Annotated in this window: 12 protein-coding genes; 6 read left to right on the top strand and 6 right to left on the bottom strand. The window is 63.8% G+C overall.

The annotated features are described in order from the left end of the window. Window positions 1-36: 36 nt before the first annotated feature. From argA to PVE35_RS01445, 4 genes are all read right to left on the bottom strand, one after another. Window positions 37-1,335 (bottom strand): amino-acid N-acetyltransferase, encoded by a 1,299-nt coding sequence (gene argA, locus PVE35_RS01460; RefSeq protein WP_277373552.1) that lies wholly within the window; start codon window positions 1,333-1,335, stop codon window positions 37-39. A 69-nt stretch (window positions 1,336-1,404) separates the two neighbouring features. Next, window positions 1,405-2,571, bottom strand: a complete 1,167-nt coding sequence (gene argE / locus PVE35_RS01455; protein WP_268179695.1) for an acetylornithine deacetylase — start codon at window positions 2,569-2,571, stop codon at window positions 1,405-1,407. A gap of 69 nt (window positions 2,572-2,640) precedes the next feature. Next, on the bottom strand, window positions 2,641-3,912 hold the full coding sequence (locus PVE35_RS01450) for an inorganic phosphate transporter (protein WP_277373551.1): 1,272 nt from the start codon (window positions 3,910-3,912) through the stop codon (window positions 2,641-2,643). 39 nt (window positions 3,913-3,951) lie between these two features. Beyond that, entirely contained in the window at window positions 3,952-4,629 is a 678-nt protein-coding gene (locus tag PVE35_RS01445) for a TIGR00153 family protein (RefSeq protein WP_268179699.1), read from the bottom strand. A gap of 113 nt (window positions 4,630-4,742) precedes the next feature. Between PVE35_RS01445 and PVE35_RS01440 the strand changes: the two genes are divergently transcribed. Together PVE35_RS01440 and PVE35_RS01435 are read left to right on the top strand one after the other, a co-directional pair. Continuing rightward, window positions 4,743-6,098, top strand: a complete 1,356-nt coding sequence (locus PVE35_RS01440) for an inorganic triphosphatase (RefSeq protein ID WP_268179700.1) — start codon at window positions 4,743-4,745, stop codon at window positions 6,096-6,098. A 67-nt stretch (window positions 6,099-6,165) separates the two neighbouring features. Continuing rightward, window positions 6,166-6,834, top strand: coding sequence for a DUF502 domain-containing protein (locus PVE35_RS01435; protein ID WP_277373550.1), 669 nt, complete (start codon window positions 6,166-6,168; stop codon window positions 6,832-6,834). A 14-nt stretch (window positions 6,835-6,848) separates the two neighbouring features. Here PVE35_RS01435 and PVE35_RS01430 read toward each other — a convergent pair whose 3' ends face one another. Then, on the bottom strand, window positions 6,849-7,316 hold the full coding sequence (locus tag PVE35_RS01430; protein ID WP_277373549.1) for an Lrp/AsnC family transcriptional regulator: 468 nt from the start codon (window positions 7,314-7,316) through the stop codon (window positions 6,849-6,851). 127 nt (window positions 7,317-7,443) lie between these two features. Between PVE35_RS01430 and PVE35_RS01425 the strand changes: the two genes are divergently transcribed. The 4 genes from PVE35_RS01425 to PVE35_RS01410 all read left to right on the top strand — a co-directional run bounded on the left by PVE35_RS01425 (window position 7,444) and on the right by PVE35_RS01410 (window position 10,622). Further along, a complete protein-coding gene (locus PVE35_RS01425; RefSeq protein ID WP_268179706.1) occupies window positions 7,444-7,770 on the top strand; it encodes a hypothetical protein in 327 nt (108 codons plus the stop codon). A gap of 146 nt (window positions 7,771-7,916) precedes the next feature. Continuing rightward, a complete protein-coding gene (locus PVE35_RS01420) occupies window positions 7,917-9,701 on the top strand; it encodes a GspE/PulE family protein (protein WP_277373548.1) in 1,785 nt (594 codons plus the stop codon). A gap of 237 nt (window positions 9,702-9,938) precedes the next feature. Next, on the top strand, window positions 9,939-10,184 hold the full coding sequence (locus PVE35_RS01415) for an NfeD family protein (RefSeq protein WP_268179709.1): 246 nt from the start codon (window positions 9,939-9,941) through the stop codon (window positions 10,182-10,184). Window positions 10,185-10,286: 102 nt separating this feature from the next. Continuing rightward, window positions 10,287-10,622 carry a DUF2388 domain-containing protein gene (locus PVE35_RS01410; RefSeq protein ID WP_268179710.1) on the top strand — a complete coding sequence of 112 codons (336 nt, stop codon included), beginning with the start codon at window positions 10,287-10,289 and terminating at the stop codon, window positions 10,620-10,622. 131 nt (window positions 10,623-10,753) lie between these two features. Here the strand turns inward: PVE35_RS01410 and PVE35_RS01405 are convergent, their stop codons facing one another. Next, window positions 10,754-12,052, bottom strand: coding sequence for an OprD family porin (locus tag PVE35_RS01405; protein WP_277373547.1), 1,299 nt, complete (start codon window positions 12,050-12,052; stop codon window positions 10,754-10,756). Window positions 12,053-12,392: the final 340 nt, after the last annotated feature.

Below are 12,392 nucleotides of genomic sequence, written 5' to 3'. Positions count from 1 at the left end.
GGGCCTTTCCCTCCCCATTCGGGGGCGCAACGCACCCTACAGGGCTTTCTCGAACACCTTGGAATTGCGCTGATAGTTGTACAGCGAGGCGCGCGCTATCGGCATGCGCTCGACGCTGCTGGGCTCGAAGCCACGTTCGCGGAACCAGTGCGCGGTGCGCGTGGTGAGCACGAACAGGGTCTTGATGCCCTGCGCCCGCGCCCTGGCCTCGATACGCTCGAGCAGTTCGTCACCCCGGCCGCCGTGGCGGTAGTCGGGGTTGACCGCCAGGCAGGCCAGCTCGCCACAGTCCGAATCGGCGATGGGATAGAGCGCGGCGCAGGCGATGATCAGCCCCTCGCGCTCGACGATGCTGAACTGCTCGATCTCCCGCTCCAGCACCTCGCGCGAACGGCGCACCAGAATGCCCTGCTCCTCCAGCGGGCGAATCAGCTCGATCAAGCCGCCGACATCCTCGATGGTCGCTTCACGCAACGACTCGAACTGTTCCTGAGCCACCAGGGTGCCATTGCCGGCGCGGGTGAACAGCTCGCTGAGCAACGCGCCGTCCTCGGCGTAACTGACGATATGGCTGCGCTTCACCCCTCCCCGACAGGCCTGGGCAGCGGCATCGAGCAATTCGCCCTGGTAGTTGCTGCCCAGGCGCGCCAGATGCGCTGGCACCTGCTGTGGGCGCAGCTCGCGCACCAGCTTGCCGTGCTCGTCGAGCAGGCCGTCCTCGGCGCCGAACAGCAGCAGCTTGTCGGCCGCCAGGTCGATGGCGGCGCGGGTGGCGACATCCTCGCAGGCCAGGTTGAAGATCTCCCCGGTGGGCGAATAGCCCAGCGGCGACAGCAGCACGATGCTGCGCTCGTCGAGCTGGCGATTGATGCCCTTGCGGTCGATGCGCCGTACTTCGCCGGTGTGGTGATAGTCGATGCCATCGACCACGCCGATCGGCCGCGCGGTGACGAAGTTGCCGCTGGTCAGGCGCAGGCGCGAGCCCTGCATCGGTGAGGCGGCCATGTCCATCGACAGGCGCGCCTCGATGGCGATTCGCAACTGGCCGACGGCGTCGATCACGCACTCCAAGGTCGGCGCATCGGTGATACGCAGGTCGCGGTGGTAATGCGGAGTCAGGCCGCGAGCCGCCAGGCGCGCCTCGATCTGCGGGCGCGAACCATGCACCAGCACCAGGCGCACGCCGAGGCTGTGCAGCAGCACCAGGTCGTGGACGATATTGGCGAAATTGGGGTGGGCGACACCCTCACCCGGCAGCATGACCACGAAGGTGCAGTCGCGGTGGGCGTTGATATAGGGCGAAGCGTGGCGTAGCCAGGTGACGTAGTCGTGCATGTAGAGATCCGTGGGCTTCGAGACGTTTTGGGCGGGTGCGAGCCGCCATGTTCGGTTGGAAAGTCGGTCTCATCGTCGCTGCACGTCGTCACTCCGGGTCAGGCAATAGTGCTGGATCAGTTGCCGTAGCAGCGCCACGGTCGGTTCGATGCGGGCCAGCTCCAGGTGTTCCCCGGGCTGGTGCGCGCATGCGATGTCACCGGGGCCGAGCACCAGGGTCTCGCAACCAAGGTGCTGAAGATAAGGCGCCTCGGTGCCGAATGCCACCGCTTGCGCCGTATGCCCAGTCAGCCGCTCGGCCAGGCGCACCAGCTCGGCGTCAGCGCTTTGCTCGAAGGGCGGCACGGCCGGGAACAGCGGGCCGTAGTCGATGCGCACTTCATGCTTGAGTGCCAGCGGCTGCAGCTTGCCGCGGATGGCCGCACGCAACTGCTCCGGATCCATGCCCGGCAGCGGGCGCAGGTCGAACTCCAGGGCACACTGGCCACAGATGCGGTTGGGGTTGTCGCCGCCGTGTATGCAGCCGAGGTTCAGCGTCGGTTGCGGCACGCTGAACTGCGGGTTGTTGAACTCACGCTGCCACTGCGCGCGCAGGCCACGCAACTCGCCCATCACGTCCTGCATGGCCTCCAGCGCGCTATGGCCGAGCGCCGGATCGGAGGAATGGCCACTCTGGCCGAGGATGTCGATGCGCTCCATCATCACGCCCTTGTGCAGGCGAACCGGCTTGAGGCCGGTCGGCTCGCCGATCACCGCCGCGCGGCCAAGCGGCCTGCCGGCATCGGCCAGGGCACGGGCGCCGGCCATCGAGCTTTCCTCGTCACAGGTGGCGAGAATCAGCAGCGGTTGCTGGAAAGGCTGATCGAGCAGCGGACGGACAGCCTCGATGACCAGAGCGAAGAAGCCCTTCATGTCGCAACTGCCCAGGCCCACCCAGCGGTCGCCCACCTCGGTCAGCTTGAGCGGGTCGCTCTGCCACAGCGCGGCATCGAAGGGCACGGTATCGCTGTGCCCGGCCAGCACCAGGCCACCGGGGCCGGTGCCACGGCTGGCGAGCAGGTTGAACTTGCCGGGGGCGATCTGCTGGGTTTCGCAGGCGAAGCCCAGCTCACCGAGCCAGGTGGCGAGCAATTCGATGACGGGAGCGTTGCTCTGATCCCAGTTGGGCTGGGTACAGCTCACCGACGGCGCGGCGATCAGCGCAGCGAACTGCTCTCGAAAGGACGGCAAAGGCATCGGCGCTCTCCTGGGTCGGAGCCCCCATGATAGGGGCATCCAACCTCAGGTGAAACCGCCAGAGCGGAATCAGACGCCGCCGAACAGCCCGCGCAGAATGAAGAAGAAGATGATCGACAGCACCGCGCCAGCCGGCAGGGTGATGATCCAGGAGAGGAAGATCTTGCCAATCATGCCCAGGTTCAGCGCACCGATACCGCGCGCCATGCCGACACCGAGAATGGCGCCGACCAGGGTGTGGGTGGTGGACACCGGCAGGCCCAGGCCCGAGGCGCTGACCACGGTGGTGGCGGCGGCCAGTTCGGCGGCGAAGCCACGGCTGGGGGTCAATTCGGTGATTTCCTTGCCGATGGTGGCGATCACCTTGTAGCCGTAGGTAGCCAGGCCGACCACGATGCCCAGCGCGCCCAGCAGCAGGATCCAGCCCGGTACGATGGATTTTTCGCCAGCGGCCAGGTCACCGCCGCTCTGGATCACGCCGACGATGGCGGCCAGCGGGCCGACCGCGTTGGCCACGTCGTTGGAGCCGTGAGCGAAAGCCATGGAACAGGCAGTGAAGATCATCAGAATGGCGAACACCTTCTCCACGCTGGAGAAGTGGAAGGCCTTGTCCGCTTCGGCATCGACATGGATGCGGCTGAGCAGGGCGATGCCAATCAGCATGACCAGCACGCCGATGCCCAGCGAGAGGAAGAAGCCCTCGGTGCTGGAGAGGTTCAGACCAACGTGCTTGAGGCCCTTGCTCAGGGTCATCAGCGAGATCATGAAGCCGGTGATGAACATGTACAGCGGCACGAAGCGCTTGGCATTCTTGAATGGGTTATCGGTGTCGATGATCAGCTTCTGCACGCTGACAAACAGGCAGAAGGAAATGATGCCCGCCAACATGGGGGTGACCACCCAACTGGCGACGATGGGACCGACGCCGCTCCAGTGCACGGCATCCACCGACACGCCCACGGCGGCGAAGCCGATCACTGCACCGACTATGGTGTGGGTGGTGGACACCGGCCAACCGCGCATCGACGCCACCAGCAGCCAGGAACCGGCGGCCAGCAAGGCCGACATCATGCCCAGCACCATCAGGTTGGGGCTGATCAGGCTGGCATCGACGATGCCGTTCTTGATGGTTTCGGTCACCTCACCGCCGGCCAGGTAGGCGCCGCAGAACTCGAAGACCATGGCAATGATGATCGCCTGTTTGATGGTCAATGCACGCGAGCCAACGGATGTACCCATGGCGTTGGCTACATCGTTGGCCCCGACACCCCAGGCCATGAAAAAACCGAAAAGACAGGCAAGTACGAGCAGAACCAGCCCGTAGTCCGCAATCAGAGACATAAAGTTAGTTTCCGTAGATCCCAGAAAGGACGCTGGCGCTTAGCGCGCCAGCAGTTGTTCCAGTCGGTTGCCCACTCGTTGGGCACGGTCGGCGACATCGCCGACCCAGTCGATGATCTGATAGAGGAACATCACATCGACCGGGGGAAGATCCTTCTCCAGCGTGAACAGGTTGCGGCGCACCTCGATCTGCAGGCGGTCGGTGTCATTCTCGATCGCACCGAGCTCCTCGATCAGGTTTTCCACAAGCTCCGCCTCGCGACCGGCGAAACCGGTCTCGAGCAGTTCGTCCAGCTCGTTCATCGCCTTCAACGCTTGCGCGCTGGCGTCCACGCTGCGCTGCACGTAGGTGCGCATCAAGGGCTGCAACGCCTGCGGAATGGCCATCTGCCGACCAAGCATCAGGCCGGCGATGTCCTTGGCACGGTTGGCGACTTTGTCCTGTACACTGAGCAGTTCCAGCAGATCCGAACGCGGAACCGGCAGGAACAGGCTCTTGGGCAGGTGCAGACGCACGCTCTTCTTGAGCTTGTCCGCCTCTTGCTCGAGCCGGGACATTTCCTGTTGTACCTGTTCCACCTTGGCCCAGTCTTCGGCCATCACGGCCTCGAAGAAAGGCACCAGGTTCGCCGCGCATTCATGCGCCTTGGCGATATGCTGTTGCATGGGGCCGATGGGAGAACGGCCGAACAGGCTGACAAAAGGGTTGATAGGCATAGGGTAAATCCCCGTTTTGTGAAGGGCGCAAGTATAGGGATCGGCCTTGCCGACCGCCAGCGCGCATCATCGGACTGTCACAATTTCATATCTAGGCGTCATACCTGCTGACCATGGTCAAAGAAACCGAAATCAAACTGCGCGCCAGCCGTGCCACCCTGGCCGCACTGCGCGAACACCCGCTGCTGAAGAAGCGCAACAAGAGCGGCTGGCAGCGCACCCCACTGTTCAACCAGTACTACGATACGGTGGATCGCCAACTGGCTGGGGCCAAGGTCGCCCTGCGCCTGCGCCGCGATGGCGAGCAATTCATCCAGACCCTCAAGTCACGCGGGCAGAGCGTGGCAGGCCTGTCCGAGCGCAACGAATGGGACTGGTACCTGGACAAGCCCGAGCTGGATCTCGGCAAGCTCGATGATCAGTGCTGGCCGGCCAGCCTGGCAGAGCTGGACAAGAGCAGCCTGATGCCGCTGTTCACCACCGACTTCGTCCGTGAGAAGGCCGAGATCGCCTGGGGTCGTGGCAAGGCCAAGGTGGTCATCGAAGCCGCACTGGATCTGGGTAAGGTAATCGCTGGCGAAGGCGAGGAAGAAATCTGCGAGCTGGAGCTGGAACTGCGTCAGGGCGAACCGGCGGCCTTGCTGGAACTGGCCTGCGAGCTGGCCGAAGGCCTGCCGCTGATGCCCTGCGACATCAGCAAGGCCGAGCGCGGCTATCGCCTGTTCGACGCCGGCAGCTACAGCCTGAGCCTGCCGGCACCTAGCCTGAGTGGCGAAATGAACCTGGACGATGCCTTCACCGCCCTGGCCTGGCACCTGCTCGGCGCCAGCCAGCGCCTGGCCGAACAGTATCGCTGGAACGGCCATTGGCGTCTGCTGGCCGACTGGATCGAGCGCCTGGGTGAACTGCGCGCGCTGCTTGGCAGCCTCGGCCAGGCCGTGCCGCGCGCCAGCAGTCGTGAGCTGCGCCAGGGCCTGGACGCCCTGCTCGACGACTGGCGCCCACGCCTGCAAGCCGGCCAGGCCGACGAATCGATGCGCCAGGCGGCGCCAGCCCTGTTCGCCAGCGAGCTGGATTCGCCACGTTGGGGCCTGCTCTCGCTGCAATTGGCGCGCTGGCTGCTGGCCGGAGCCTGGCGCGAAGGGCGCAATGCCCGCGGCCAACGCCAGGGCGAAGCCGCCGTGAGCAACTGGCTGAGCACGCAACTGGCCGAAGAAGCCAATGCGCTCAACCTGCGCCATTACCAGAGCCAACCGCAGCGCCTGGTGGAACAGTCACCACGCCTGGAACGCCTGCTGGTCTGGCTGCGCCTGGCACGCCAGGTGCTCGACCTGAGCGAGGCCGATCGCCTGTATGGCGAGCTGAGCAAACTGAGCGAACTGGCGCAACAGCACGCCGAAGCCGAGGCCATCACCGAGCAGTGCATAAAAGTGCAACAGTTGCGGGCCTGGAAAGCTCTGCTGCGTTGAGCCAGCATATGAGGCCGGCGGCCCGCTGCCGCCCGGCCTTGCCTGTCCCTCGACGGAACGACCCCACATGCTCCGAAGCAGCCTGAAATCGCTCCTCACCACCTGGCTGACCGGCCTGCTGGCCCTGTTGCCGCTGGCCCTGACCCTGGCGCTGCTGGCCTGGATCGTCGGCCTGCTCAACCGCCTGATCGGCCCGGCCACCCCCATCGGTCAGGTGTTCGCCGCCCTCGGCCAACCCTTCGTCAGCAACAGCTACATGGCCTGGCTGCTGGGCACGCTGGTGTTGGTGGCCAGCCTCTATCCTCTGGGCCTGGCCGTACAACTGGGCCTGCGCAAACCCCTGACCTGGCTGCTCGACCGCACCCTGCGGCGCACGCCGGTACTGGGCAATCTGTATAACCTGGCCGACCGCTTCGTCGGTCTGCTGGACAAGAGCAAGAACCCGGACATCGCCACCATGGCGCCGGTCTGGTGCTTCTTCGGCGGCGACGGCGCCGCCGTGCTGGCCCTGCGCCCCAGCTCGGAGAGCATCGAGCTGGAGGGCCGCGCCTATTGCGCCATTCTCGTGCCCACCGCGCCCATCCCCATCGGCGGTGGCCTGCTCTACGTGCCGGTGGACTGGATACGCCCGGCGGACATGGGCGTCGAGCAATTGACCAGCATCTATGTGTCCATGGGCCTTACCCCACCGACCAAGCGCGAGCCGGCAGCGCCGAAGCCAACTCCCGCCCCCTGAAGCCGCAACAGCCCCTAACCCAGCGGCAGACTGGTGGTGGACTTGATCTCCGACAGGGCGACGATGGAGTTCACCTCCTGAATGCCCGGCACCAGCGACAGCTTCTCGAAGAAGAAGCGCTCGTAGGCCTCGATATCGCGGGTGACGATGCGCAGCATGAAGTCCACCGCGCCCATCAGTACGTGGCATTCCAGCACCTCGGGAAACTCGCGCATGGCCTCGGCGAACTCGGTGAGATTGGAGCGACCATGGGCATCGAGCTTGACCTGAGCGAACACCTGGGTCTGCAAACCAATGCGCTTGCGATCGAGCAGGGTCACCTGCTTGCGGATCACCCCCTCCTCCTTGAGGCGCTGGATACGCCGCCAGCACGGCGACTGGGACAAACCCACCCGCTCGGCGATCTCGGCGGTGGAGAGGCCGGCATCCTCCTGCAGCAGGCCAAGAATGCGCTGATCGTAGGCATCCAGAGTGACGGACATAAAAATTCCTATATATCTTGATTATCAGGCAAGTCTATCCACGAAAACTGCCAAAACCCAGAAAATCAGGCAGAACTTTTGTTCGCGCAAGGCAGAAACTTGAGCAAAACCAGCTCGAGTCACCGCCATGCCCGACACCACGCCCTTTCCCACCGTCCAAACCCGTCGCGATCCCTGGCAGGAACGCCCCGCTGCCGGCGTGGCCTACCACCTGCGTACCGACGCCGAAGCCGAGGTGCTGTGCCGCCTGCTGGGCCTTTTCGCCCAGTTGCAGTTGCTGCCCGATGCCCTGCAGGTGACACGCCGCCAGGACGATCTGCATATCGAGCTGCAGGTGCAGGGCCTGTCTGTACACCGCGCTGGCGTACTGGCGCAAAAACTGCGCGGCCTGGTGTGCGTCTGGGAGGTGGACTGGCGCCACCTGGATCACAGCTTGAGCAGCGAAGTGGCCTGAAACGGGCTTTCACCCCTGCCAGGCCTTCGCCCCACCCCTGCTTTTCGGGCATGCTAGGGTCTGTTGCCAATTCACGCCCCACGCGTCGAAACGGCAACGGAGCCTAATCCGGCTACCCTTGTTCAGGCCGATCCCGAGGAGCTCGCATGTCCGCCTTACACACCACCCCCCCCGACCGCGTGCTGGATCTCGGCGATCTGCTGCGCGAACTGGTCGCCGAAGGGCGCGTGGAGCAGGACGTCGCCGAGCAATGCCTGGCCATTCGCCGCAGTGCTGTGAACAACCAGCAGCACCCGCTGGAATTCCTCGCCGCACAGCAGGTGGACGACCTGGCGCGACCGGGTAAGAAACTCGACCTGGAAACCCTTACCGTCTGGCTGGCCAAGTTCGCCGGCCAGCCCTACCTGCGCATCGACCCGCTGAAGATCGACGTGCCGGCCATCACACCGCTGATGTCCTACGCCTTTGCCCAACGTCACAAGATCTTGGCCGTGGCAGTGGACAGCGAATGCGTCACCATCGCCAGCAGCCAGCCGCTGGTGCATAGCTGGGAAGCCAACCTGATTCACGTGCTCAAGCGCCCGATCAAACGCGTGGTAGCCAACCCGGTGGACATCCAGCGTTTCACCACCGAGTTCTACCGCCTGGCCCGTTCGGTCAGCGGCGCCAGTGCCACCGACCAGAAGATCAGCGGGGTCGGCAACTTCGAGCAACTGCTCAGCCTCGGCGCGCAGGATCAGGAGCCGGACGCCAACGATGCACACATCGTCAATATCGTCGACTGGCTGTTCCAGTACGCCTTCCAGCAGCGCGCCAGCGATATCCACATCGAGCCGCGCCGCGAGCAGGGCACGGTGCGCTTTCGCATCGATGGCGTGCTGCACACCGTCTACCAGTTCCCGGCGCAGGTCACCATGGCGGTGGTCAGCCGCCTGAAGAACCTCGGCCGCATGAACATCGCCGAGAAACGCAAACCGCAGGACGGCCGGGTCAAGACCAAGACCCCGGATGGCAACGAGGTGGAACTGCGCCTGTCGACCCTGCCCACCGCCTTCGGCGAGAAGATGGTGATGCGTATCTTCGACCCGGAAGTGCTGCTGAAAAGCCCCGACCAACTCGGTTTCTCCCCCGAGGATCTGCGTCGCTGGGCCAGCATGACTAGCCAACCCAACGGCATCATCCTGGTCACCGGCCCCACCGGCTCGGGCAAGACCACCACGCTCTACACCACGCTCAAGCAGCTTGCCACCGAGGAGGTGAACGTCTGCACCATCGAAGACCCCATCGAGATGATCGAAGGCGCGTTCAACCAGATGCAGGTGCAACACAACATCGACCTCACTTTCGCCAGCGGCGTGCGCGCGCTGATGCGCCAGGATCCGGACATCATCATGGTGGGCGAGATCCGCGACCTGGAAACCGCGGAAATGGCCATCCAGGCGGCGCTGACCGGCCACCTGGTGCTCTCCACCCTGCATACCAACGATGCCCCCAGCGCCATCACCCGCCTGCTCGAACTGGGCGTGCCGCACTACCTGCTCAAGGCCACCATTCTTGGCGTCATGGCCCAGCGTCTGGTGCGTACCCTGTGCCCCCATTGCAAGGCGCCGGTGCAACTGGACGAAGACACCTGGAACGGCCTGACCCGCCCCTGGAGCTCGCCCCTGCCGACCCAGGCGCACCATGCCGTGGGCTGCCTGGAATGCCGCGAAACCGGCTACCGGGGCCGCGCCGGGGTGTACGAGATCATGCTGCTCAACGACGCCATCAAGCCGTTGATCACAGCCGATACCGACCTCACCGCCCTGCGCCGCGCCGCCTTCAAGGACGGCATGCGCAGCCTGCGCCTGTCCGGCGCGCAGAAAGTCGCCGCCGGGCTGACCACCATCGAAGAGGTATTGCGCGTCACGCCACAGAGCGAACAGCGTTAGGCTCTGTTGCCGCTTCGCGCACGGCCGCGACAGAGCGACAACAGCTCCTAGCCGCGCCCGGCAATGTGACCGATTTCCCATGCCTGCGCCCGGCAGCGCCTGGGTCTGCACAACATGCGTAATGGTCGGCAGTTGGCCATCCATGGCTATGCTTAGATGCGGAATTCAGGCAATGGAGTCCGCAATGCATCACAACGGGATCGAAACAGGCGCACTGACCATGCGAGCCAGGCGTACATGACGGAGTATCTGCACCACCTTGCGTTCTGGGACTGGCTGGCCCTGGCGACGCTGCTGCTACTCATCGAGGTATTCGGCGCCGGCGGTTATCTGTTGTGGATCGGTCTGGCCGCCGTGATCACCAGCGCCCTCACCTTCCTGCTGGGGCTGTCATGGGCCTGGCAGATCGGCCTGTTCGGCCTGCTGGCAGTGGTTACCGCCCTGCTCTGGCGCAGCCATCAACAACGCCGCGTACAGACCTGAGCCACTCGCGACCTGCCCCTGCGCCACCTATCGGCCAAGGGGAACCATCGTGCCAATTGGCCACTCTCAGGATCATCGATCACTGCATTTAGGAGTGCCACCATGCGCTTTCTGAACCGAGCCGCCCTGGTGCTGGGCGGCTGCATGCTGGTCCAGGCGGCCTCGGCCGATGGACTGCTGCGCGACATCCTCTCCTCGGGCGCCACCACGGCGTCTACCTACCTCACCTTCAAGGATCGCAAGCTGGTGGCCGCTGCCGAAGAAGACGCAAGCAGCTTCGTCGCCAGTGCCGGAGAGATCCGTGGCCCGCATCTGGAGGCGGCACTGCAGAAGCTGCGAGCAGACAACCCGCAGTTGCAGCAGGCGGACGACATGGCGCTGGCCAGCGCCATCCTCGCCACCTCGACGAACGCGCCGCAACGTCTGGCTGCGGAGTGAGGAAAAGGGGTTCGCGGAATCTCTAGTAGATCGCCCCCCCGCATAAAACCCAACCGCAAAAAAAGCCCGCCTCCTGGGAGGCGGGCTTTTCAACAACACCACAGGCAGAGACATCGCCCCTGCCAGCCCCCTTACATCAGCGGCAAGGTGTAGCTGACGATCAGACGGTTCTCGTCGATGTCGTTGGCGAAGTTGGAACGCACGGTCGCGTTACGCCAGCGCACACCCAGGTTCTTCAGCGCGCCTTCCTGGAAGACGTACATCAGCTCGGTGTTGCGCTCCCACTCGCGGCCTTCGGAAGCGGTACGACCACGATCGACGTTGTCACCGGTCAGGTAACGGGTCATGAAGGTCAGGCCCGGAATGCCGATGGAGGCGAAGTTGAAATCATAACGAGCCTGGTAGGACTTCTCGTCCTTGTTGGCGAAGTCACTGATTTGAACGTAGTTGACCAGGAACGGATCGGTACCGTTGATATAGGCGAAGCCGGTGTCGCCACTCATCTTCTGGTAGCCCAGGCCGAAGGCATGGCCGTCCAGACCGTAGGTAACCATGGCGCCGAAGGCCTTGTTGTCGACGTTGCTGCGGTTGCCGTCGTCAGTGGAGCGGGCGTAACGCACGTCGGTCTTCAGGCTCTGCTTGTCGCCCAGCGGCAGGACATGCACGAGGTTGAAGGAGTGCTGCTTGTACAGCTCGTCCAGGTTGGAATAGTAGTAACCGCCGGTCAGCTCCTTGGTCAGCTTGTAGGTGCCGCCAATGAAGTCGAAGGAGTCGGTGGTGGAGCCATCACGAAGGGTGATGCCTCGGGTGCCGGCACTACCAGTCCTGCTATTAAAATTATTGGTGATTGCGATGTCTTCGTAGTCACCGGAGTTGCGGTGGTTGACCTCACGCACGTGCGCGGCTTCCAGCATCAGGCCATCGATTTCCTGGGAGACGATGTGGCCAGCCTCGAAGACCTGGGGCAGCAGACGGCCGTCGCTGGAGGCGATGGCGGCGTTCTTGAACTGCATCTGACCAACACGCAGGGTGCTGTTGGAAATCTTGGCCTTGGCAGCTACGGCCAGATCCGAGTAGTTGTCCTGGGAGCCAGCCTTGCGGGAACGATCCGGAACCAGCAAGCCGCTGTTGCCAGTGCCACCACCGGAATTCAACTTGAAGCCGAACATGCCGATGGCGTCGGCCCCGAAGCCCACGGTGCCATCGGTGAAACCGGAGTTCATGCGCAGGATGAAGCCCTGTGCCCATTCGTCCTGCTTGGACTGCGACGGGGTCGGGGTATCGTTGTTGTCCTGACGGAAATCACGGTTGAAGTAGAAGTTACGGGCTTCCAGGCTGACTTTGGTATCACCGACCAGATCGGCGAAGGCCACTTGGCTCAGACCCAGGGTGCCGGCGGCTACGGCCAGTGCCAGGGAGGTCTTTCTCATTATGTTTCTCTCCAGTGTGTTTAAGGTGACACATCGCCCCCGAACACTGGCTTCAGCACGAAGAGGCAGGCTCGGAGCGAATGGGGTGCGCGCGGGCACGAACGATCCCTGGCGGATGTTCATTGGCATGCGCTCGAATTCAGGAAGGAAACAACGATGGAAAGCCCAAGTGAGCGGGCAGGCAGAAACAGGGAACTTGGTTCATAGTCAGCACTCACATCGTTGTTATTGTGCGCCAGCTTCCATTGGCCGGGCTTGGATGCGAATGCCTAGGCAGATAGCGTGCCAATCGATCCCTGTGCCAAGGTAAAGCCCACCGTGCAAGGTTACATTTTTCAGG

The organism is Pseudomonas sp. AA-38, assembly GCF_029457475.1.
GTDB lineage: Bacteria > Pseudomonadota > Gammaproteobacteria > Pseudomonadales > Pseudomonadaceae > Aquipseudomonas.
The sequence above is the reverse complement of the archived record's forward strand: the minus strand, read 5'-3'. Positions and strand labels throughout refer to the sequence as shown.